Consider the following 22,030-nt stretch of genomic DNA (forward strand, 5'->3'; position numbering starts at 1 on the left):
GGCCATGAGCGACGTCGCCACGCACCGCCGCTGGATGCTGGGCCTGCTGCTGGCGCCGGCGCTGCTGTGGCTGGTGGGGCTGGTGATCCTGCCGCACGTGGAGCTGCTGCTGCTGTCGCTGCAGGCGCGCGTGGGGCCGGGGGAGTATGCCGCCAGCCTCGACCAGTACCGCACCTTCGTCGACGAGCCGCTGTACTGGAACACCTTTGTGCGCACAGCGGTGATCTCGGTGCTGGCCACCGGACTCACCTTGCTGCTGGCTTTTCCCGCCGCGTGGTACATCGCCAAGGTGGCGCGCGGGCGGCTGAAGATGGTGCTGCTGGTGCTGTGCCTGTTGCCGTTCTGGGTCAGCGAAATGGTGCGCACCCTGGGCTGGCTGATCCTGCTGCGCGAGACCGGCGTGGTCTCCAGCCTGCTGCAGGCGGTTGGCCTGGCGGACCAGCCGGTGGAGCTGCTGTACCACGACGCGACCATCCTGGTCGGCCTGGTCTACGCCTCGCTGCTGTTCATGGTGATCCCCCTCGTGAACAGCCTGGAGAGCCTGGACGACAGCCTGATCGAGGCCGCTTACGACCTCGGTGGCAGCACGGCCAACATCGTGCGCCGCATCGTCATCCCGCACGCTGCGCCCGGCATCGCTGCTGGCAGCATCGTGGTCTTCATGCTCTGCCTGGGCAACTACCTCACACCGACGCTGCTGGGCGGCAAGAACTCGCTGTGGTTCACCGAACAGATCTACACCCAGTTCATCACCCGCTTCAACTGGAACCAGGGCGCGGCGTTTGGTTTCCTGCTGCTGTTCCTCTCCAGCCTGCTGGTGTGGGCCGGGCTGAAACTCACGGGCCAGCGCTTTGGCGCGGTGATGAAGACATGATTCCGTCACTGCCTCGCCCGGCCATCCAGCGCTTCGGCCTCGGCACGTTCGTGGCCTGCTTCTTCGTGTTCCTGTTCGTGCCGTTGCTGGTGGTGGCTGTCTTCGCCTTCAACAACGCCGCCTACCCGACGCCACCCTGGATGGGTTTCACGCTCGACTGGTTCACCGCCAGCAACGACGCCCGCACCGGCCTGCTGCACGACGGCGACCTGCTGCGCAGCCTGGGCGTGAGTGCCTGGGTGGCGCTGTGGGTGACGCTGCTGTCGGTCGGTGTCGGCACCTGCAACGCCTTTCTGCTGGAGCGCTTCGAGTTCCCGGGCAAGAGCGCGATCGCGCTGCTGGCCATGCTGCCGCTGGTGATCCCGGGTGTGATCCTGGGCATTTCCATCCTGGCCTTCGCCAGCCGCATCGCCAACTTCGCCGACGAAACCTGGGGCCTTGAGCTGGACTTTTTGCGACCCGGCCTGCCGCTGGTGATCCTCGGGCAGTTCTGCTACATCGTGACCATCGCCACGCTCACCATCTCGGCCAGCCTGCGCCGCTTCGACCGCACGCTCGAAGAAGCCGCCTACAACCTCGGCGCGAGCCGCCTCGCGGTGCTCTGGACCATCACCTTGCCCTACCTGCGGCCGAGCATGATCGGCGCCGCGGCCATGGCCTTCCTGATGTCGTTCGAGAACTTCAACACCACGCTGATGCTGGTGGGCTCGGACTCACCGCTCACTGTGCTGATGTACAGCCGCATGCGCGAGGGCGCCACGCCGGTGCTCAACGCGATCAGTCTTTTCCTCATGGTGGCCTCGGCCCTGCTGGCGCTGATGCTGCTCTGGCGCAAGCCGCAGAACGCGGGCGATGCATGAGCGCCGCGCCGGACCGCTGCCAAGCAAGCGCGCACCGCAGCCCGCAGGGCGCAGCGCGCAGGGAAGTCCAGTGAGCTTCAGCCACACCGTCGGCCACCACCGCTACGTCTTTGATGACCTGCGCACGCTGATGGCGCGCGCCACGCCCGCGCGCTCGGGCGACCGGCTCGCGGGCGTGGCCGCCGCCGACAGCCAGGAGCGCGTGGCGGCGCAGCTGGCGCTGGCCGAGCTGCCGCTGGCGCACTTTCTCAACGAGTCGGTCGTGCCTTATGAAAACGACGAGGTCACGCGCCTGATCGTCGACACGCACGACGCCGCGGCCTTCGCCCCGGTGGCGCACCTGACGGTGGGCGACTTCCGCGACTGGCTGCTGGGCGACGCCGCCGACACCGCGGCACTGCGCGCGCTGGCGCCCGGCCTCACGCCCGAGATGGTGGCCGCGGTGAGCAAGCTCTGCCGCCTGCAGGATCTCGCGCTGATCGCGAGCAAGTGCCGCGTGGTCACGCGCTTTCGCGACACCATCGGTCTGCCCGGCCGGTTGTCCACGCGCCTGCAGCCCAACCACCCGACCGACGACCTCGCCGGCATCGCCGCCAGCCTGATCGACGGCTTGCTCATGGGCAGCGGCGATGCGGTGATCGGCATCAACCCGGTCACCGACAACGTGCCGCAGGTGATGCGCCTGCTCGGCATGCTCGACGAGGTGATCGGCCACTACGGCATACCCACGCAGAGCTGCGTACTCACCCACGTCACCAACACGCTGCAGGCCATCGAACGCGGCGCGCCAGTGGACCTGGTGTTCCAGTCCATCGCCGGCACCGAAGCCGCCAACCGCAGCTTCGGCATCGACCTCGCGCTGCTGGCCGAAGCGCGCGCGGCGGCGCTGTCGCTGCAGCGAGGCGCGCTTTTTGAAGATGGCCAGCGCGGCCAGCATGTGATGTATTTCGAGACCGGCCAAGGCAGTGCGCTGTCGGCCAACGCGAACCACGGCTGCGACCAGCAGACCATCGAAGCACGCGCCTACGCGGTGGCGCGCCACTTCCAGCCGTTGCTGGTCAACACCGTGGTCGGCTTCATCGGCCCCGAGTATTTGTACGACGGCAAACAGATCCTGCGCGCCGGCCTGGAAGACCATTTTTGCGGCAAGCTGCTCGGCCTTCCCATGGGTTGCGACGTCTGCTACACCAACCACGCTGAGGCCGACAGCGACGACATGGATGCGCTGCTCACGCTGCTCTGCACCGCGGGTGTCAACTTCATCATGGGCGTGCCCGGCGCGGACGACATCATGCTCAATTACCAGAGCACCTCGTTCCACGACGCGCTGGCGATGCGCCAGCTGCTGGGCCTGAAACCCGCGCTCGAGTTCGAAACCTGGCTGCTGCGTATGGGCATCAGCGAAGCGGGTGGCGCCCTGCGGCTCGCGCCCGCGCTGGCCGCTGCCTTCGTGCCGGCGATCCGGCGGCTGGAGGGGTCGTGAGCGCCGTCCGGCCGTTCCGAAGGTGCTCAGCCCCGCAGTGCGCGGCGCGGAGGGTGGTCCAGTGAACCATCGGCCCGTTGCACCCGTCACACCCGCGCCGTGGGAAAGCCTGAAGCGCTTCACCGACGCGCGCATCGCGCTCGGCCGCGCCGGCCACAGCCAGACCACCGCCGCCCATCTGGCGTTCCAGCTCGCGCATGCGCAAGCGCGCGACGCCGTGCACCTGCCGCTGGACGCGGCCACCTTGTCCCCTGAGTTGCAGGCGCTGGGGATGGACGTGCTGCCGCTGCACAGCGCAGCGCCCGACCGCGAGGCCTACCTGCAGCGACCCGACTGGGGCCGCCGTCTCGACGCCGCGTCGCGCGAGCGCCTGCTCCGCTGGCGCCAGACGCAGCCCGGGGCCGGGCCGGTGGACCTGGCCTTTGTCGTGGCCGATGGCCTGTCGGCGCTCGGCGTGATGCAGAACGCCGTGCCCTTGCTCGCGCACCTGCTGGAGCGCCTGCACGCGGACGCCGGGCAGCGCTGGACGCTCGCGCCCCTGGTGCTGGTGGAGCAGGGCCGTGTCGCCATTGGCGACGAGATCGGGCAGGTCCTGGGCGCGCGCTGCGTGGTGGTGCTGATCGGCGAGCGGCCGGGGCTGAGCTCGCCCGACAGTCTGGGCATCTACCTCAGCTGGGCGCCGCGCGTGGGCCTGAACGATGCGCAGCGGAACTGCATTTCGAACGTGCGCAACGCTGGCCTGCCGCCCGAGCGCGCGGCGGTGAAACTGCTGACCCTGCTGCAGCAGGCGCGCCTGCAGGGCCTCACCGGTGTGGCGCTCAAGGATGAAACCGACGAGGCGGTTGCCTTGCCGGGGCATGGCCCGCAGGTGAGCTTGATCACGGGTCGGCCCCTGGCCTGAGAACCGGTGCCGGTCGATCAACGGGGCGTGGTCAACGCCCTGTTACCTGAGTCCACGCGCGCACACATCTGTTACCGGACCTCTTAAGTTCCACTTCATCTTGAGCCCTTTCAATACACCCACCAGCACTTGCTGGGTTGCTATTGAAAAAGGATCACTTTCATGAAATCGGTTGTTCTCTCCGCTGTTCTTCTGGCTGTTTCTGGTGTGGCGCTGGCAGGTCCTGCGTGCAATGCCCCCAAGGAAAAATGGATGCCCGAAGCCAGCTTCAAAAAGGGCCTGGAAGACCAGGGCTACCAGATCAAGACTTTCAAGGTCAGCAAGGGCCAGTGCTACGAGATCTACGGCTTTGACAAGACCGGCAAGAAGGTCGAGATCTATTTCGACCCGGTCACCGCCGCCGTTCTGGAAACCAAATAAGCCTGTGAGGCAGACCGTATGCATGCAACGATGAACCTCCCCGCATCGCCGGTCATGGCGCGCCCCGTGTGGGACCGCTTCGTGCGGGTCTTCCACTGGACGCTGGTGTCCTGCGTGCTGCTCAACAGCTTTGTGGTGGACGACGGCGAAAACCTGCACCAGTGGCTGGGCTATCTCGCCAGCGCGCTGGTCGTGACCCGCATCGTCTGGGGCTTCATCGGTTCGAAGCACGCCCGGTTTGCCGACTTTTTTCCCACGCCGGGCCGCCTGGCGCGGCACCTGCGCGGGATGTTCTCGGGTCAGCCCGAGCGGCACTGGGGCCACAACCCGCTGGGCGCCGTGATGATGCTGGTGCTCATGGCGCTGGTGCTCACGCTGGGCGTCACGGGCTGGATGCAGTCGCTCGACGCTTTCTGGGGTGAAGAATGGCTGCAGGATCTGCACGAGCAGGCCGGTGATCTGCTGCTGCTGTCGGCCGGTCTGCACGGTGCTGCGGCGATCGTGATGGGACGGCTGGAGCGCACGCGCCTGGTCAAGGCCATGGTCACGGGGATCAAGGAAACGTACTGAAATGCCCCCCTTGCCTCCCACGCCTGCATCGGCGTGGACCGGGGCTCCGCCGCTGCGCGGATCGCTGCCCCCCAGGGGGCTGATCCTCCTTGGGGCGGCCCGGCGGTGGATCGCTTGAGCCTCACACCTCAGCCTGTGCCTGGGACGCCGGGCCCATGGCACACTGACCCCATGCCCGCCACCGTCAACCCCGCCGAAGTGGACTTCACCGCCATCCGCGCGCAAGGCGCGGGTGGGCAGAACGTCAACAAGGTCTCCAACGCGGTGCACCTGCGTTTCGCCATCCACGCCTCGTCGCTGCCCGAGGCCATCAAGGAACGCCTGCTGGCCCTGAGCGACCAGCGCATCACCACCGAGGGCGTGGTGGTGATCAAGGCGCAGACCAGCCGCAGCCTGGAGCAGAACAAGGTCGAGGCGCTGGAGCGGCTGCAGGCGCTGGTGGACAGCGTGGCCACGCTGCCCAAGGCGCGCAAGCCCACCAAGCCCACTTACGGTTCCAAACAGCGCCGGCTCGAAGGCAAGGCCACGCGCTCGCAGGTGAAGCAGCAGCGCGGACGGGTGCGCGGCATCGATTGAATGCCCGGCGCGCCGTTTAAGTATTTTTTAGGATGTTCTTAAGCGCTATTTAGCAGCGCACCCGCGACCGGATTTTTAGACTTTCTCCCATGGCAGGTGACGCATGGGGCGTTGCCGCCAGGCAGCAAACGCGGACCCGTTCCGCCCAAGGAAGTCTTCATGCAGTTCACCCATCAGGAAATGAACCAGCTGGCCGCGGCCAGCACCAGCAGCTCGCGCGAAAACCTCTACGCCGGCATCCACAAGGCGCTGCGCGCCGTGATGACCGACGCCCTGCTCGCGGTCGGTCGCGCCGATCCGTCGGACCCGCAGGATGTGGCCGACGCCAGCGGGCGCGTGATCGCGCTCATGGCGCTGTGCGAAGCGCACGTGCAGCACGAGAACAACTTCGTGCACCCGGCGATCGAGGCGCGCACCCCGGGCGTCTGCGGCGAAGTGGCGCAGGACCACGCCGAGCACCTGCACCACATTCAGCGCCTGCGGGCGGCGGCGCAGCAACTGCCGGGGCTTGACGCCACGTTGCAGGCAGGTGCCCTGCACGCGCTGTACCTGGAGCTCTCGCTCTTCGTCGCCGACAACCTGCAGCACATGCACGTGGAGGAGACGCGGCACAACGCCGCACTATGGACCGCCTACACCGACGCCGAGCTGCGCGCCATCCACGACGCGCTGGTGGCCACGATCGAGCCGGCCGACATGATGCAGGTGATGCGCTGGATGCTGCCGCAGATGCACGCGCTGGAGCGCATGCAGGTGCTCGGTGGCATGCGCCAGGGCGCACCGGCGCCGGTGTTCCAGGCGGTGCTCGATGTCGTTCAGCCGCACCTGAGCCCGCGCGACTGGGCCAAGCTCACGCAGGGCCTGGGGCTGCCCGCGGTGCCGGGGCTGGCGACGGCGGTGTAAGGCGCGGGCGGTCGGACTTCAGGCCACAGCCTGGAGTTCGACCGGACCGCCCACACACAGGCGGAAGCGCCCGCGGCCGGTCTTTTCAATGCAGAGCGTGGGGCACTGCTCCTGCAGGCGGCGCGAGAGCAGCAGCAGGCGCGCTTCGAGGTTGTCGGCCACGTCGGGCAGGCCCAGCGAGGTGTCGAGCCGCAGCTCGCGGTTGCTGAACTCGCTGCGGCCGCTGCGCTGGTGGTCCCGCAGCAGCTTCCACAAAATGGCGCCGGCCACGCCCTTGATGAGGTAGGCGTTGTCGATGAAGACGCTGCCGTTGGCCGGGTAATAGCGCACCTGCAGCACCGGTCCCTGGGGCAGGGCGGCGAGTGTGGCTTCGCCGTCCCCGGTGGCTGCGGCGGCCTCCGGCTCTTCCTGCATCAGGTCGATCGCCGCGGCCAGCTGGCCGCCCAGCGTGACCAGCAGGTCTTCGTCCTCGAAACTGAAGCGCAGGTCCTGCGGACTTTCCACGAACAGCACGCCCAGCACGCGGCCGGCCGAGCGCAGCGGCACGGCGAGCTGGCTGTGTGGCTCGGGCAGGCCGGGGTAGGGGATCTCGGTGCAGGCGGGTGCGTCCAGCAGGCCCCGGTCTTCCAGGCCGCTGCGCACTGCCTTGCTGTAGAGGTAGGCGCTGGTCATGTGCATGATGCGCACCGGCGTTCCCTCGCGCGCGGCCACGCCGATCACGCCGTCACCCAGCGCGATCTCCGAACCCACGCCCGAGGTGGCGTAGCCGCGGCTGGCCACGGTGTAAAGCCGTTGCGTGGCGGGGTCGAGGATCAGCACCATGGCGTGCGGAATCTCCATGTCCTGCTCCAGCGTCTGCAGCGTGGCCTCCAGCGCGGCGGCGAGTGTGGTGGCCTGGGCCAGGCGCGTGCTGCCGCGGCGCAGCGCGCCCAGCAGGCTGCAGCGCGGGGCGGCCGCCGGCAAGGGCTGGCCGTCCACGCGCTCGATGTCGAGCACCTCATAGACATCGGCGCCGCGCAACACGAACACGCTGGCCATGCCGCCATGCGAGGCGATGCCCGCGAGCTGCGCCTTCATGCTCTCGAACACCGGGCCGCCGGTTTCGGTGCGCAGGTAGCCCAGGTGCAGGCGGTAGAACTGCGCGGTCACCGGGTGCAGCACCAGCACGGTGGCGCGCGGGTGGGCCAGGATGTTCTGGCGTGTCTTGTTGAAGAACTGGAACGACAGTGCCACGTGCCGCTCGTCCACGTAGAACACCTGCGAGATGTAGGCCACGTTGGGCGTGCCGTCGGCCGCGCAGGTGGCCATGATGGCCGGTATGGCACCCTCCAGGCAGGGGCGCACCTCGCCCAGCGTGACAACGTTCATGGGGCTGCCCTCCGTGCTGCGCACCTTGGGGCCGAGCGCCTTCGGAGCGGCCATGCGGCCCTCACGGCTTCCCCCGCAGCGGCTGGCCGGCGTTCGGGCCGGGCGTCTGGTCGAAGGCCTGCGCTGGCGTGAACTCGATCGCGCTCAGGTCGTCGAAGCGATGCGCCAGCATGGCGGCGGCAAAGTCGGGCGCGAGGCCGATGCGGCCCAGCTCGCCCTGCATCGCCCGCAGGTAACGCTGCAGGGCGGGCACGTCGTCCGGTGTGACCTCACGCAGGCGCGCCTCGCGGGACTTGAGCTGCACCGTGCGGTGGCTGTGCGGTTCGCTGAACACGACGGCGACGCGCCCGGTGCTGGCGACGTCGCGCAGCAGCTGGGTGGACTGCTGGCGGTTGAGGAACACCGTGATGCGGTCGCCCTGCGGGCTGATCTGGCTGCCCACCGCGCGCATCAGGCTGGGTGTGAGGTCGTGGCCGCAGGAACTGACGATGACCGACACCCCGCGCGCCATCATGGCGAGGTGGTCTGGTGTCAGCAGCGGTGGGACGGCGGGTGTTTCCACGGTGTGTGGGGCTCCATGTCGGCGCCCCGCATGATAGCCAGCCCATCGCGCGCAGCCAAGCGCGGCGCGGTCCTCAGACCGGTCGATGCAACACGGAGGGGTCGGTGAACACCAGGTCCAGGGGGAAGCGCTGCCCAGTCAGGTGGTCTTCGATGCAGCGTTGCACCAGCGGGCTGCGGTGCCGCCCGGTGCTGGCGCGGATCTCGTCCGGCGTCATCCACAGCGTGCGCACGATGCCGGTGTCCAGCTCGCGTTGCGGATCGAAATTGCCCAGCTCACCGCAGTAGGCGAAACGCAGGTAGGTGATGTCTTCACCGGTGGCGGGGCGCTGGAAGCGCGAGAGGTACACGCCGACCAGGGCCGTGGGCGTGAAAGCGTGGGCCGTTTCCTCCAGCGTTTCACGCGCAACCCCCTGCAGCGGGCTTTCGCCCGGGTCCAGATGGCCGGCCGGATTGTTCAGCCGCAGACCCTCGGGGGTGTGTTCTTCGACCAGCAAGTAGCGTCCGTCGTGCTCGATGATCGCGGCCACGGTGACGCTGGGTTTCCATCGGGTGTTCATGCCGGCATTATCCCGTCCAACCGGTCGGACGTTCCTTGAAACGGGAGGTTTTGCCACATCGTGAAAAAAATGCGGTGCGAAGGGTCGCGCGGCTGGACGATCATTCGGGAAAAGGCCAGTGCTGACAAGGGGTTACGCCTATCGGGTGGCTGCGTTCGATCGGTTAAGCTGCCTCACCGTTGGAAACAAACGTTCGAGTGAGGAGACTTTCATGCTGATTGGCATACCTGCCGGATCTGCGGTGGGCGAGACCCGTGTGGCCGTCACACCCCTGGCGAGCACACAAGACCTTTCGACAGGCGACTCCGTGAAGACACAGGCCCGGTGCTGGCGTGGCCACCCGTCAACGCTTGTCGGGGTCGGCTGCCTTGGAAAAACATCCCACCGTTCGTGCATCAGCGCCGTGTAGGCAGCGCACGGCCGAGATTCCGTTGCCCCATTCTGTATTCCCTGCATCGAGGACTTTCCCCATGACTTCTGGCGCTCCGACCGAAACCGCCGCAGCCAGCGCGGCTGCTCCCACACCGCAGCGCATTGGTGTGCCGCGCGAGATCTTTCCTGGCGAGAAACGGGTGGCTACCGTGCCCGAGGCCGTGGTCAAGCTGATCAAGCTGGGCTTTGGTGTCGTGGTGGAAAGTGGTGCGGGCGCGCTCGCCAACCTCAGTGACGACGATTACCGCGAAGCCGGCGCCAGCATCGCGCCCACAGCTGCCGAGCTCTGGAGCGGCAGCGACATCGTCTTCAAGGTGCGCGCCCCCACGCCGGACGAGGTGGCGCTGATGCACGAAGGCCAGACGCTGATCGGCTTCATCTGGCCGGCCCAGAACCCGGATCTGATGCAGCAGCTGGCCGCGCAAAAGGTCACGGTGCTGTCCATCGACGCGCTGCCGCGCACGCTCAGCCGCGCGCAGAAGATGGACGCGCTGACCTCGATGGCCGGCGTCAGCGGCTACCGCGCCGTGGTCGAGGCGACCAACGCCTTCGGCCGATTCTTCAACGGCCAGATCACGGCGGCGGGCAAGGTACCGCCGGCCAAGGTGTTCATCGCTGGCGCCGGTGTGGCCGGGCTGGCCGCCATTGGCGCAGCCGCCAGCCTGGGCGCCATCGTGCGCGCCAACGACACGCGCGCCGAGGTGGCCGACCAGGTGGTCTCGCTGGGCGGTGAGTTCGTCAAGGTCGACTACGAAGAAGAGGGCTCGGGTGGCGGCGGTTACGCCAAGGTCATGAGCGAAGGCTTCCAGCAGGCCCAGCGCGAGATGTACGCGAAGCAGGCGCGCGAGGTGGACGTCATCATCACCACCGCGCTGATCCCCGGCAAACCGGCGCCGAAGCTGATCACCGCCGAGATGGTGAGGAGCATGAAGCCCGGCAGCGTGATCGTCGACATGGCGGCCGAGCAGGGCGGCAACTGCGAGCTCACCGTGCCTGGCGAGGCGGTGGTGCGGCACGGTGTGACCATCGTCGGCTACACCGACCTGGCCTCGCGCATGGCCCAGCAGTCGTCCACGCTGTACGCGACCAACCTGTTCCGCCTGAGCGAAGAGCTGTGCAAGACCAAGGACGGCGTGATCAACGTCAACATGGACGACGACGCGATCCGTGGCCTGACCGTGATCAAGAACGGCGAGATCACCTGGCCCGCGCCCCCCCTGGTGGCCGCGCCCAAACCGGCACCCAAGCCCGCCGCCGCGCCAGTGGCGAAGAAAGGCCACGGCGAGCTTTCGGGGCCGATGCCCGCGGGCAAGCTGGCCATCGTGGCCGGCGTCACCGCCGTGCTGTTCGCGCTGGTGGGCGCCTATGCGCCGGCCGCGTTCCTGTCGCACTTCACGGTGTTCGTGCTGGCCTGCTTCGTGGGGTACATGGTGGTGTGGAACGTCAAGCCCGCGCTGCACACGCCGCTGATGAGCGTGACCAACGCCATCAGCTCCATCATCGCCATTGGCGCGCTGGTGCAGATATCGCCCATGGGCAATGCGACCGAGCGGCCCAACACCCTGATCGTCGCCCTGGCCGCGCTGGCGCTGGTGCTGACCGCCATCAACATGTTCGGCGGCTTTGCCGTCACCCAGCGCATGCTGGCGATGTTCCGCAAATAAGAAGGAGACCCTGAATGTCTGCAAGTCTGGCCACGGTCTCCTACATCGGAGCGACCATTCTCTTCATCCTCAGCCTGGGCGGCCTGTCCAACCAGGAAACCTCGCGCCGTGGCAACCTGTTCGGCATGGTCGGCATGGCGCTGGCCGTGGCGGCCACGGTGTTCGGCCCGCAGGTCACCGCCGCCGGGCTGCCCTGGATCATCGGTGCCATGGTGATCGGCGGGGCCATCGGGCTGTACGCCGCGCGCACCGTGCAGATGACGCAGATGCCCGAACTGGTGGCGCTGATGCACAGCATGGTCGGCATGGCCGCGGTGCTGGTCGGCTACGCCACCTACGTCGATCCGGAGGCCACCAAGGGCTTCGAGGGTGCGGCGCACGCCATCCATGCGATGGAGATCTACATCGGCATCTTCATCGGCGCGGTCACCTTCTCGGGCTCGGTCATCGCCTTCGGCAAACTCTCGGGCCGCGTCGGCGGCAAGCCCATGCTGCTGCCCGGTCGGCACTGGATGAACCTGGCCGGTCTGATCGCGGTGATCTACTTTGGCCGCCTGTTCCTGCAGGCCGAGACGCTGCAGGAAGGCATGCTCCCGCTGTTCGTCATGACCGCCATCGCGCTGCTGTTTGGCATCCACATGGTGATGGCCATTGGCGGCGCCGACATGCCGGTGGTGGTGTCCATGCTCAACAGCTATTCGGGCTGGGCGGCCGCGGCCACCGGCTTCATGCTGAGCAACGACCTGCTGATCGTGACCGGCGCGCTGGTCGGCTCCAGCGGCGCCATCCTGTCCTACATCATGTGCAACGCGATGAACCGCAGCTTCATCAGCGTGATCGCCGGCGGCTTCGGCACGACCGCCGCCGCGCCCAAAGCGGCCGGTGGTGCAGCGGCCGAGCCGGCCGGCGAGGTGACCCCCATCCTCGCGCAGGAGACCGCCGAGATGCTGCGCGACGCCAAGAGCGTGATCATCGTGCCCGGCTACGGCATGGCGGTGGCGCAGGCGCAGCACACGGTGTACGAGATCACCAGGCACCTGCGCGAGAAGGGTGTCAACGTGCGCTTCGGCATCCACCCGGTGGCCGGTCGCATGCCCGGTCACATGAACGTGCTGCTGGCCGAGGCCAAGGTGCCCTACGACATCGTGTTCGAGATGGACGAGCTGAATGAGGACTTCCCCGAAACCGACGTGGCGATGGTGATCGGCGCCAACGACATCGTGAACCCGGCGGCGCAGGACGACCCGGCCAGCCCCATCGCCGGCATGCCGGTGCTCGAAGTCTGGAAAGCGCGCACCTCCATCGTGATGAAGCGCAGCATGGCCTCGGGTTACGCCGGTGTGGACAACCCGCTGTTCTACAAGGACAACAACCGCATGCTGTTCGGCGACGCCAAGAAGATGCTGGACGAGGTGCTGGTCGCGTTGAAGACCTGAGCACGCCTTGCGGCACGCGGCGCGTGCGCCCTTCCGCAGCCAAGAGCCGGTGTTCCCACCGGCTCTTTGTTTTTGTAGCACCGAGGCGTGGACACCACAGGTTTTAGAGTAGCCTGTCAGTCGTTCGTAAGGGAAAAACACGAGGCCGAAAGGCCTCGGTCCGAACGACAATGCGCAGTTGCCGATGACCCGCAAGATATCTGGAGATACCGCATGACCGAACCGACGGCCGATCGACCCTGGCTGGGCGCCTACCCCGCGGGTGTACCCGCCGACATCCATGTGGCGCAGTACCCGTCGCTGGTGCACCTGCTGGAGGAGAGCTTCCAGAAAAACGCGCCCCGCACGGCCTACAGCTTCATGGGCAAGGACGTCAGCTTTGCCAAGACCGACAGCCTCTCACAGGCCTTTGCGGCTTACCTGCAGGGCCTGGGCCTGGTCAAGGGCGACCGTGTGGCCATCATGATGCCCAACGTGCCGCAGTACCCGGTGGCGGTGGCCGGCATCCTGCGCGCCGGCTTCGTGGTGGTCAATGTGAACCCGCTGTACACCCCGCGCGAACTGGAGCACCAGCTCAAGGATTCGGGCGCCAAGGTGATCGTGATCATCGAGAACTTCGCCAGCACGCTGGAGCAATGCATCGCGAACACGCCGGTCAAGCACGTGGTGCTGGCCGCCATGGGCGACCTGCTGGGACTGCTCAAGGGCGCCATCGTCAACTACCTGGTGCGCAACGTGAAGAAGATGGTGCCCACCTTCAGCCTGCCCCACGCGGTGCGCTTCAACGACGCCATTGCCAAGGGCACACGCGGCACGCTCAAGCGCCCCGAAATCGGACCGGAAGACGTGGCCGTGCTGCAGTACACCGGTGGCACCACCGGCGTGAGCAAGGGCGCGGTGCTGCTGCACCGCAACGTGATCGCCAATGTGCTGCAGTCCGAGGCCTGGAACGACCCCGTGATGAAGCAGGTGCCGGCGGGTGAGCAGCCCACCAGTGTCTGCGCCCTGCCGCTGTACCACATCTTCGCCTTCACGGTGAACATGATGCTGGGCATGCGCACCGGCGGCAAAGTGATCCTCATCCCCAATCCGCGCGATCTGCCCGCTGTGCTCAAGGAGCTCTCCAAGCACACCTTCCACAGCTTCCCGGCGGTGAACACGCTGTTCAACGGTCTGGCGAACCACCCGGACTTCAACACCGTCAACTGGAGGAACCTCAAGGTGTCGGTGGGTGGTGGCATGGCGGTGCAGGGCGCGGTGGCCAAGCTCTGGCTGGAGAAAACCGGCTGCCCGATCTGCGAAGGTTATGGCTTGTCCGAAACCAGTCCCTCGGCGAGCTGCAATCCGGTGACCAACACCGAGTTCACCGCGACCATCGGCGTGCCCCTGCCCAACACCTTCATGAAGTGCCTGGACGACGAGGGCGACGAAGTGCCGCAGGGCCAGGCCGGCGAGATCGCCATCAAAGGCCCGCAGGTGATGGCCGGTTACTGGCAGCGACCGGATGAAACCGCCAAGGTCATGACGGCCGACGGTTACTTCAAGAGCGGCGACGTGGGCGTCATGGACGAGCGCGGCTATTTCAGAATAGTCGATCGCAAGAAGGACATGGTGCTGGTCAGTGGCTTCAACGTTTATCCGAACGAGGTGGAAGACGTGGTGGCTCAACTCCCCGGTGTGATGGAATGCGCCGTGGTCGGCGTGCCCGACGACAAGTCGGGCGAGGCCGTCAAGCTGGTGATCGTGAAGAAGGATGCAGCGCTCACCGAAGCCCAGGTGCGAGACTTCTGCAAGAGCAACCTCACCGGCTACAAACAACCCAAGGTTGTGGAGTTCCGCACCGAGCTGCCCAAGACGCCGGTGGGCAAGATCCTGCGCCGCGAACTCCGGGACAAGAAGTAACCGGGCTCCCCCCGCGCCTCCAGGGGGCAACGCGATGCGGCTCGGCGGAGCCGGTTCCGTCGCGTTCTGGGCCTGGTCACGCGCGCCGGAGTCGCTTCGGACTCTGGTCCAATGTGGGCATGAAAAAGACTTCCCGTACTGCGGTCGTTGCCGCCCTGCACGACGAACTCGCCAGCGTGCTGGAACTGATGCCCGACGAACACAAACAGGTGATCGGCGGGCGCGAGTTCTGGGTCGGTCACCTGCACGGGCAGGACGTGGTCGCGGTGCTCAGCGGCATCGGCAAGGTGGCTGCGGCCACCACGGCCTCGCTGCTGATCCAGCACTTCGGTGTGAACCGCATCGTTTTCACCGGCGTGGCTGGCGGCCTGGGCGCAGGTGTGAACGTGGGCGACGTGGTGCTCGCACGCCAGTTCCTGCAGCACGACATGGACGCATCACCCTTGTTCCCTCGCCACGAGGTGCCGGGTTACGGCCGCGCCCGCTTTGAGGCGGATGCGGCGCTGACCGATGCGCTGGAGCTGGCCTGCGACCGCATGCTGCACACACTGCCGCAGCGGCTGGGGGCAGAGACGGTGGCCGCCTTCGGCTTGCAGGCGCCGCGCCTGCACCAGGGCCTGCTGATCAGCGGCGACCGCTTTGTCGCCACCACCGCCGAGAGCCAGGCGCTGCAACGGGCGCTGCCCGATGCGCTGGCGGTGGAAATGGAGGGCGCAGCCTTCGCGCAGGTCTGCCACGACTTCGCCGTGCCCCTGGCCGTGGTGCGCACCATCTCCGACCGCGCGGACGACGCCGCGCACGTGGACTTCCCGCGTTTCCTGCGCGAAGTGGCATCGCGCTACAGCGGCGCCATCATCGAATCGATGATGGCCTGATGGACCACCCCTGCGCCGCCAGCGGCGTTACTCCCGCCAGGGGGCGATGCGAGTGGTCTGGCAAAGCCGGTTCCACCGCATCCTGGGTGAAGACACGTTGCGCTGGAGGGGGAGTTGGTCCCAGGGCACCGCGGAACCGGCTTCGCCGGGCCGCCAGTGCCGCCCCTTGAGGGGGTGACGGGCCACGCAGTGAGCCCGGCGCGGGGGTGGACCTACTTCAACCAGCCGCGCTTGCGGAAATAGAGCATGGGCCCCACGGCCGAGAGCACCATCAATCCGAGCGCAAACGGGTAACCCCACCGCTGGCTCAGTTCCGGCATGTACTCGAAGTTCATGCCGTAGAGGCTGGCGATCATGGTCGGGGGCAGCAGCGCGACGCTGGCCACCGAGAAGAGCTTGATGATCTTGTTCTGGTTGATGTTGATGAAACCGACGGTGGCGTCCATCAGGAAGTTGATCTTGTCGAACAGGAAGGCGGTGTGGCTGTCGAGCGAATCGAGGTCGCGCAGGATCTGGCGCGCGTCTTCGAACTGTTCGGCGCTCAACATGCGCGTGCGCATCATGAAACTGACGGCGCGGCGCGTGTCCATCACGTTGCGGCGGATGCGACCCGACATGTCTTCGTGGCGCGCGATGGCCGAGAGCACCTGCCCGGCGGTGTCGTCCGTCACTGCGCCGGCCAGCACCTGGCGACTGACTTTTTCCAGGTCGTCGTAGATGTTCTCCAGCGTGTCGGCGCAGTACTCGGCGTCGGCATCGAACAGCATCAGCAACACATCCTTGGCGTTTTCGATCAACCCCGGCATGCGCCGCGCGCGCATGCGCAGCAGGCGGAACACCGGCACATCCTCGTCGTGGATGGAGAACAGAACGCCCTGGCTCCTGAGCTCGGCGTTGTGTTCGTTGAGGATGAAGGCCACGCGGATGGCGCGCGGATCCTCGTCGTCATCGATCAGAAAGTCGCTGCGCACATGCAGCTCGCCGTTGTCTTCCTCGAAGAAACGGGCCGACTCCTCGATGTCGTCGTCCATCGCGTCTTCGGGAATCGACAGCCCGAAATGCTGTTTGACCCAGCGGCGCTCTTCGGGCGTGGGGTCTTCGAGGTCGACCCAGATGGGCTTGAACTGGGCCAGTTCTTCGAGCGACTCGATTTCTTCCTGGAACAGTCGGCCATTGGCCAGGGTGAATACGTTGAGCATGGGTGCTCCCGGGCGGGGTGTCTGTGAGGCCGGTGCGTGCGAAAGCCGCAGCGGCGGGCGGGGCGGACGGCGCTTTCAACCGTCCTGCAGCCTGGCCTTGACCACCGCGCAGGGCGCGGCGCTCAGACGGGAGCGGGGATGGCTGAAAGCACACAACTGGGGGGTGTGCTTTCCATAGGGAACTCCATGAGGGAACTGCGGTGGATTATGGCATCGCCAACGATGCACCGACCGGTTGTGACGCCCCAAAAAAGGCGATCAATTCGTCTTTTCGACGCCAGGCATCGTGTTCGCCCAGTTCGATCAGGGCCTGGACAAAATCGGGTTCAAACAACAGGTAGCTGGCGAGTGCGGCCGCGCTGCCGGCGGAGCCCCGACCGGTGTCGAGCGCCCCCAGTCCGGTCAGGGTGTTGCGCGTGGGGGCGGGCAGGGATCCGATGTGTTTCCTGGCCAGTTCGTCGAGGGAAAAGCTGGGTTGCAGCGCCAGCACTTCCAGCGGCTTGTAGGGAAGGGCCGCTGCGAGCTCGGGCGGCAAACGGCTCAAGGTCTGGCTGACCCGCTGGGCCTGCTCCACGTCGGCCTGCAGCGTGTCGTGGAACACGCTGGCCATGGCGTGGCCGGCGATGGTGCCGGCGGTGGGTTCGCCGTTGCTGTTGCCGCCCAGGCCGGAGCGCTGAGGTTGTCCGACGCCAATCACCAGGATGCGCCGGGCACCGAACTGGATGGCGGGCGAGAGCGGCGAGAGCTGGCGCATGGAGCCGTCACCGAAATGTTCCTTGTGGCCTTCGACCCACAGCGGCACCGCCGGAAACAGGAACGGGATGGCGCTGGACGCCATCAGGTGTTCGATGGTGATGGGCTGGAAGGACGCGCGCCGTCCGGGGCGGCTCCAGGGTCGGGTGGCCGTATCGGGCCGGGTCTGGCAGAACGTCCAGTGTTCGCCGGTGGTGTAGCTGGAGGCGGTGACGCCCAGCACATCGATGTCTTGCTGGTGCAGCGCGCGCTCAAGCCCGGGCAGGTCGATCGCATGGTGCAGCGTGTCCACCAGGGGCAGGGTGTCGAGCAGCGCGCGGTGCCGCTTGACCTGGCGCGCCAGCGTCCAGCCGGCAAACACCCGGTTGGCGCGGACCCAGCCCGGGGCCTCCAGCCGGTAGATGTGGCGCGATCTCAGCTGGCTCCAGAACGCCGCCAGTTGGGGCAGCGCCTGCAGTCCGAGCGAAGCCCGGCTGGCCAGGTAGCTGGCGTTGAGTGCGCCCGCCGAGGTGCCAAACAGCCACTTGAACGGGAATGCTGGCGCCGTGTTGTCCGCCGCGGGGCTGTTGGCTGCCAGCATGGCAGCAAGGGCCTTGAGCACGCCGACCTGGTAGGCGGTGCGCGCGCCGCCGCCCAGGAGCACCAGGGCGCAGGCATTGCCTGCATGATCGGGCACATCGGCGCCCAGCAGGTTCCGGGCGATCAGCGTATCGAGGGACACAGGATGAAAATACCTTTCCGGGCCGCTGCTTGGGGTGTGCAGATACAGTGTGCCATTCACCAAAATCATGACACATCCCCGACTCACACCCCGCCGCGAACTCGGGCTGTTGCTGACCATTGCCGGCATCCAGTTCACCCACATCCTCGACTTCATGATCATGATGCCCTTGGGGCCGCAGTTCACGCGGCTCTTTGGCATCACGGACGCGCAGTTTGGCCTGCTCGTGTCGGCCTACACGCTCGCGGCGGGTGTGTCGGGTCTGGCGGCCGCCACCTACGTGGATCGCTTTGACCGCAAGCGCCTGTTGCTGGTGCTGTATGGGCTGTTTGCGGTGGCCACACTCGGCTGCGGGCTGGCCCCGGGCTACGGGTTCCTGATGGTGGCGCGCGTGGCCGCCGGCATGTTCGGGGGCGTGCTGTCGGCGTTGTCGCAGACCATCGTGGCCGACGTGATCCCGTTCGAGCGGCGCGGGCGTGCCATGGGCATCGTGATGTCGTCGTTCTCGGTGTCCACGGTGGCGGGCGTGCCGCTGGGCCTGTTTCTGGCGAGTCACCTGAGCTGGCAGGCACCCTTCATCGGCATCGCCCTGCTGAGCGGGGCTTTCGCCATTGGAGCGGCATTGACCTTGCCTGCGCTGGATCACCACCTGCGCGTTGCGGACCGGCCGTCCGCCTGGCGCGGCATCGGCATAGTGCTGGCGGAACCCAACCACCAGCGGGCCTTCGCCTTCTCGGCCTTGTTGATGTTCACCGGCTTCACCGTCTTGCCCTACCTCACCATCTACCTGCAGGCGAACGTGGGCGTGTTGCCCGAAGAGGTGCCCTACCTCTACCTGTGTGGCGGCGTGGCCACCCTGTTCACCGCGCGGCTGTTCGGCCGTCTGGCCGACCGTTGGGGCAAGCAGCGCACGTTCACGATCCTCGCGCTGGCCGTGATCGTGCCGCTGCTGGCGACCACGCTCATGCCGCGGTGGCCGTTGTGGGCCGTGCTCGTGGTGTCCACCAGCCTGTTCATCTTCATGAGTGGTCGCATGATTCCCGGCATGGCGTTGGTCACTGGCGCGGCCAACCCGGCCTTGCGCGGCACCTTCATGGCGCTCAACGCTTCGGTGCAATCGGCTGCCATGGGGCTGGCCTCCTTTCTGGGCGGGCTCATCATCAGCCGTGATGCCGCAGGCCTGGTGCAGCACTACTGGGTGTCGGGTCTGCTCGGTGCCTGTGTCAGCGTGGCGGCGATCCTGATGGTGCGCCTTCTGAGGATGCACGGTTCGGCTGCCGTGGTGCATCCCTCAGCTGGCGATCTGGTGCGATCGAGGTGAATGACAAGGTTCGTGTTTTACAGCTTTGTTGCAGTGCAGGCTTGCGTCCCTGCGGATTCATGGGCATAGTGGGTTCAGGACATCCCCGTGGCCGCCGGGAGGTCTGCCCTTCCGGCGGTTTGTGTCAACCCGGAGCATAAGGAGGCTCTTTTATGAACCTTACGATCAGCGGTCACCATCTCGAAGTCACGCCCGCCTTGCGCGGTTACGTCACGACCAAGCTCGAACGCATTTCCCGACATTTTGACCAGGTGGTCGATATCAAGGTGCTGCTGACAGTGGACAACCTGAAGGAGAAAGACTTGCGCCAGAAGGCCGAATGCAACATCCATGTGAAAGGTAGGGATTTATTTGCCGAAAGTGCACACGCCGATTTGTACGCCGCCGTGGACGAGCTGGCAGACAAGCTCGACCGCCAGGTCCTGCGCTACAAGGACAAAAGCCAGGACCACCACCACGATTCGGCCAAGCGCCTGATGTGATGTGTGAACCGGGCTGCGCAACGCTGCCCGGCCGCATTGTTGCAATGCAACAAGCCGCTTCAAAAGTCAAGCGGCTTTTTTGTGCCTGCAGTCTAGCCAACGCCGCCCAACTCGGCATAATTTGCGGTCCAAGAGGCCCCCATGAACCGACTATCTGCCATATTGCCCGCTGCGCAAGTGCTCGTCAGCGTGGACGCGACCAGCAAAAAACGTGCGTTTGAAGAAGCGGGTTTGCTTTTCGAAACCCTGCATGGTCTTAACCGGGCCCTGATCACCGACAGTCTGTTCGCCCGTGAACGCCTGGGCTCCACGGGCCTGGGTCACGGTGTGGCCATTCCGCATGGTCGCATCAAAGGCCTGAAACAACCGCTGGCGGCGGTGTTCCAGCTGGCCAGTCCGATCGGTTTTGATGCTCCCGATGAGCAGCCTGTGCAGCTCATGATCTTTCTGCTGGTTCCCGAAGCCGCTACCCAGAAGCATCTGGAGATCCTCTCGGAAATCGCTGAACTGTTGAGCGACAGCGTTCTGCGCGAGCAGATGAAGACCTCGGTGGAGTCGGGTGCGCTGCATGACCTGATCACCGGTTGGCAGTCGGCCCATGCGGCTGCATGAAGCCCACCGTCGTCAGCGCGGATGTCCTGTTTGAAGACCACCGCGATGCCCTGAAGTGGCAGTGGGTGGCCGGGCTGGGGGCTTCGGAGCGGCGGTTTGACGAGGTGGCCATCCGGGAGGCCCGTTCCGGGGCCGATCTGGTCGGTTATCTCAACTACATTCATCCCTATCGCGTGCAGGTATTTGGCGAGCGCGAAGTCGCTTACCTGACGAGCCCGAGCGAAGAAGACAATCGCCGCCGGGTCGCCCGCATCGTGACGCTGGAGCCTCCTGTTCTGGTGGTGGCCGATGGGCAGACCGTGCCCGACGCGCTCATGGCCATGTGTGAGCGGGCCCAGATCCCCATGTTTGCCACGCCCGAGCCGGCGGCGTTCGTGATCGATGTGCTGCGCGCCTACCTCTCGCGCCATTTTGCCGACCGCGCCTCGATGCACGGCGTGTTCATGGACATCCTGGGCATGGGTGTGATGATCACCGGTGAATCCGGCCTCGGCAAGAGTGAGCTCGGACTGGAGCTGATTTCACGTGGCCATGGGCTGGTGGCCGACGATGCGGTCGACCTCTACCGCATCAACCAGACCAGTATTGAAGGCCGGTGTCCCGAGCTGCTGCAGAACCTGCTCGAAGTGCGCGGCATCGGTCTGCTCGACATCAAGGCCATCTTTGGCGAGACCGCGGTACGGCGCAAGATGCGGTTGACCCTGATCGTGCACCTGGTTCGCAAGGAAACCATGGAGCGCGATTACGACCGCATGCCGCACGAGCCGCTGTACCAGGACGTGCTTGGGGTGCCGGTGCGCAAGGCCGTGATCCAGGTGGTGGCGGGTCGCAACATTGCTGTTCTGGTGGAGGCGGCGGTGCGCAACACGATCCTGCAGTTGCGCGGTATCGATACCTATCAGGAGTTCGTTGCGCGCCACCGGGCGGCCATGTTGCACAGCGAGTGATCGCTGCTGGCTGCGGGTGGCGCCGTTTCAGCGCGGATTGGCTCGCGCAGTGGTGCTTGGGTCAGCGGTGGCCCGGCTCGCTGCGGTGGGGACAGTTCACCTTGTTGCAGTTCGCGTAGAGCGACAGGGCGTGTTCCTGCAGGATGAACCCGCGCGTTTTGGCGACCATCTGCTGGCGTTTTTCAATTTCCGGATCGTAAAACTCTTCCACCCGCCCGCAGTCCAGGCAGACCAGGTGGTCGTGGTGCTGGCCTTCGTTGAGTTCGAACACCGCTTTGCCCGACTCGAAGTTGCTGCGCGTGAGCAGGCTGGCCTGCTCGAACTGCATCAGCACGCGGTACACCGTGGCCAGACCAATGTCGGAATGCTCTTCGAGCAGCACACGGTAGACGTCTTCGGCCGTCATGTGGCGTTGCTTGGCGTTCTGGAACACCTCCAGAATCTTCAGACGCGGCAGCGTGGCTTTGAGTCCCGTGCTTTTCAGTTCATCGATGTTGGTCATGGGCGAGGCTGTTTGCATGGAGTGGAACGGCGGGTCCGTGGCCCTGGTCGCCGCTGCGCAGGGTGCCCGGGCGGCACGGCAGGCCGGACCCCGGGGCTACAATGAAGC

22 protein-coding genes are annotated in these 22,030 nt (G+C 66.3%); 16 read left to right on the forward strand and 6 right to left on the reverse strand.

Annotated features, from left to right (window positions below; genetic code table 11):
• Window positions 1-4: 4 nt before the first annotated feature.
• The 8 genes from ACN5W5_RS21650 (at window position 5) to ACN5W5_RS21685 (ending at window position 6,587) form a co-directional block, all read left to right on the forward strand.
• Window positions 5-874 (forward strand): ABC transporter permease, encoded by an 870-nt coding sequence (locus ACN5W5_RS21650; protein ID WP_420050511.1) that lies wholly within the window; start codon window positions 5-7, stop codon window positions 872-874.
• A complete protein-coding gene (locus tag ACN5W5_RS21655; RefSeq protein WP_420050512.1) occupies window positions 871-1,734 on the forward strand; it encodes an ABC transporter permease in 864 nt (287 codons plus the stop codon). The genes ACN5W5_RS21650 and ACN5W5_RS21655 overlap by 4 nt, the downstream gene beginning before the upstream one ends.
• 130 nt (window positions 1,735-1,864) lie before the next feature.
• The gene (locus ACN5W5_RS21660) at window positions 1,865-3,217 is read left to right on the forward strand and encodes an ethanolamine ammonia-lyase subunit EutB (protein WP_420050602.1); all 1,353 of its coding nucleotides are present in this window, start codon (window positions 1,865-1,867) and stop codon (window positions 3,215-3,217) included.
• A gap of 61 nt (window positions 3,218-3,278) precedes the next feature.
• Window positions 3,279-4,118, forward strand: a complete 840-nt coding sequence (gene eutC / locus ACN5W5_RS21665; protein ID WP_420050513.1) for an ethanolamine ammonia-lyase subunit EutC — start codon at window positions 3,279-3,281, stop codon at window positions 4,116-4,118.
• Between the two features lie 162 nt (window positions 4,119-4,280).
• Window positions 4,281-4,538 carry a PepSY domain-containing protein gene (locus ACN5W5_RS21670; RefSeq protein WP_177132712.1) on the forward strand — a complete coding sequence of 86 codons (258 nt, stop codon included), beginning with the start codon at window positions 4,281-4,283 and terminating at the stop codon, window positions 4,536-4,538.
• Between the two features lie 30 nt (window positions 4,539-4,568).
• Entirely contained in the window at window positions 4,569-5,108 is a 540-nt protein-coding gene (locus ACN5W5_RS21675) for a cytochrome b/b6 domain-containing protein (RefSeq protein ID WP_420050514.1), read from the forward strand.
• 171 nt (window positions 5,109-5,279) lie between these two features.
• Complete coding sequence (arfB, locus tag ACN5W5_RS21680) at window positions 5,280-5,684, forward strand: alternative ribosome rescue aminoacyl-tRNA hydrolase ArfB (protein WP_420050515.1); 405 nt, start codon at window positions 5,280-5,282, stop codon at window positions 5,682-5,684.
• A gap of 159 nt (window positions 5,685-5,843) precedes the next feature.
• The gene (locus ACN5W5_RS21685; protein WP_420050516.1) at window positions 5,844-6,587 is read left to right on the forward strand and encodes a hemerythrin domain-containing protein; all 744 of its coding nucleotides are present in this window, start codon (window positions 5,844-5,846) and stop codon (window positions 6,585-6,587) included.
• 18 nt (window positions 6,588-6,605) lie between these two features.
• On the opposite strand, the gene ACN5W5_RS21690 is transcribed toward ACN5W5_RS21685, so the two are convergent.
• From ACN5W5_RS21690 to ACN5W5_RS21700, 3 genes are all read right to left on the reverse strand, one after another.
• Window positions 6,606-7,955, reverse strand: a complete 1,350-nt coding sequence (locus ACN5W5_RS21690) for a GAF domain-containing protein (protein WP_420050603.1) — start codon at window positions 7,953-7,955, stop codon at window positions 6,606-6,608.
• A gap of 61 nt (window positions 7,956-8,016) precedes the next feature.
• Complete coding sequence (locus ACN5W5_RS21695; protein ID WP_420050517.1) at window positions 8,017-8,517, reverse strand: pyridoxamine 5'-phosphate oxidase family protein; 501 nt, start codon at window positions 8,515-8,517, stop codon at window positions 8,017-8,019.
• 73 nt (window positions 8,518-8,590) lie between these two features.
• The gene (locus ACN5W5_RS21700; RefSeq protein ID WP_420050518.1) at window positions 8,591-9,076 is read right to left on the reverse strand and encodes an NUDIX hydrolase; all 486 of its coding nucleotides are present in this window, start codon (window positions 9,074-9,076) and stop codon (window positions 8,591-8,593) included.
• A gap of 470 nt (window positions 9,077-9,546) precedes the next feature.
• Between ACN5W5_RS21700 and ACN5W5_RS21705 the strand changes: the two genes are divergently transcribed.
• The 4 genes from ACN5W5_RS21705 (at window position 9,547) to ACN5W5_RS21720 (ending at window position 15,385) form a co-directional block, all read left to right on the forward strand.
• Window positions 9,547-11,172 carry a Re/Si-specific NAD(P)(+) transhydrogenase subunit alpha gene (locus ACN5W5_RS21705; protein ID WP_420050519.1) on the forward strand — a complete coding sequence of 542 codons (1,626 nt, stop codon included), beginning with the start codon at window positions 9,547-9,549 and terminating at the stop codon, window positions 11,170-11,172.
• 14 nt (window positions 11,173-11,186) lie between these two features.
• Window positions 11,187-12,608, forward strand: coding sequence for a Re/Si-specific NAD(P)(+) transhydrogenase subunit beta (pntB, locus tag ACN5W5_RS21710; RefSeq protein ID WP_420050520.1), 1,422 nt, complete (start codon window positions 11,187-11,189; stop codon window positions 12,606-12,608).
• A 213-nt stretch (window positions 12,609-12,821) separates the two neighbouring features.
• Window positions 12,822-14,510 carry a long-chain-fatty-acid--CoA ligase gene (locus ACN5W5_RS21715; protein ID WP_420050521.1) on the forward strand — a complete coding sequence of 563 codons (1,689 nt, stop codon included), beginning with the start codon at window positions 12,822-12,824 and terminating at the stop codon, window positions 14,508-14,510.
• Between the two features lie 119 nt (window positions 14,511-14,629).
• Window positions 14,630-15,385: a 5'-methylthioadenosine/adenosylhomocysteine nucleosidase gene (locus tag ACN5W5_RS21720; protein ID WP_420050522.1), complete on the forward strand. Its 756-nt coding sequence runs from the start codon at window positions 14,630-14,632 to the stop codon at window positions 15,383-15,385.
• Window positions 15,386-15,597: 212 nt separating this feature from the next.
• Here the strand turns inward: ACN5W5_RS21720 and corA are convergent, their stop codons facing one another.
• Window positions 15,598-16,584 carry a magnesium/cobalt transporter CorA gene (gene corA / locus ACN5W5_RS21725; RefSeq protein ID WP_177132688.1) on the reverse strand — a complete coding sequence of 329 codons (987 nt, stop codon included), beginning with the start codon at window positions 16,582-16,584 and terminating at the stop codon, window positions 15,598-15,600.
• A gap of 205 nt (window positions 16,585-16,789) precedes the next feature.
• Window positions 16,790-18,058, reverse strand: coding sequence for a patatin-like phospholipase family protein (locus ACN5W5_RS21730; protein WP_420050523.1), 1,269 nt, complete (start codon window positions 18,056-18,058; stop codon window positions 16,790-16,792).
• Between the two features lie 67 nt (window positions 18,059-18,125).
• Between ACN5W5_RS21730 and ACN5W5_RS21735 the strand changes: the two genes are divergently transcribed.
• The 4 genes from ACN5W5_RS21735 to hprK all read left to right on the forward strand — a co-directional run bounded on the left by ACN5W5_RS21735 (window position 18,126) and on the right by hprK (window position 21,420).
• A complete protein-coding gene (locus ACN5W5_RS21735; RefSeq protein ID WP_420050524.1) occupies window positions 18,126-19,379 on the forward strand; it encodes an MFS transporter in 1,254 nt (417 codons plus the stop codon).
• A 152-nt stretch (window positions 19,380-19,531) separates the two neighbouring features.
• Window positions 19,532-19,861: a ribosome hibernation-promoting factor, HPF/YfiA family gene (gene hpf / locus ACN5W5_RS21740; RefSeq protein WP_177132680.1), complete on the forward strand. Its 330-nt coding sequence runs from the start codon at window positions 19,532-19,534 to the stop codon at window positions 19,859-19,861.
• A gap of 141 nt (window positions 19,862-20,002) precedes the next feature.
• Complete coding sequence (locus ACN5W5_RS21745) at window positions 20,003-20,473, forward strand: PTS sugar transporter subunit IIA (RefSeq protein ID WP_420050525.1); 471 nt, start codon at window positions 20,003-20,005, stop codon at window positions 20,471-20,473.
• Window positions 20,470-21,420 carry an HPr(Ser) kinase/phosphatase gene (hprK, locus tag ACN5W5_RS21750; RefSeq protein ID WP_420050526.1) on the forward strand — a complete coding sequence of 317 codons (951 nt, stop codon included), beginning with the start codon at window positions 20,470-20,472 and terminating at the stop codon, window positions 21,418-21,420. Before ACN5W5_RS21745 ends, hprK begins: the two co-directional genes overlap by 4 nt.
• Window positions 21,421-21,481: 61 nt before the next feature.
• On the opposite strand, the gene fur is transcribed toward hprK, so the two are convergent.
• The gene (fur, locus tag ACN5W5_RS21755; RefSeq protein WP_226463848.1) at window positions 21,482-21,922 is read right to left on the reverse strand and encodes a ferric iron uptake transcriptional regulator; all 441 of its coding nucleotides are present in this window, start codon (window positions 21,920-21,922) and stop codon (window positions 21,482-21,484) included.
• Between the last annotated feature and the right edge of the window lie 108 nt (window positions 21,923-22,030).

This window comes from Hydrogenophaga sp. ZJX-1 (assembly GCF_048590325.1).
In the GTDB taxonomy this organism is placed as follows: Bacteria; Pseudomonadota; Gammaproteobacteria; order Burkholderiales; family Burkholderiaceae_C; genus Hydrogenophaga.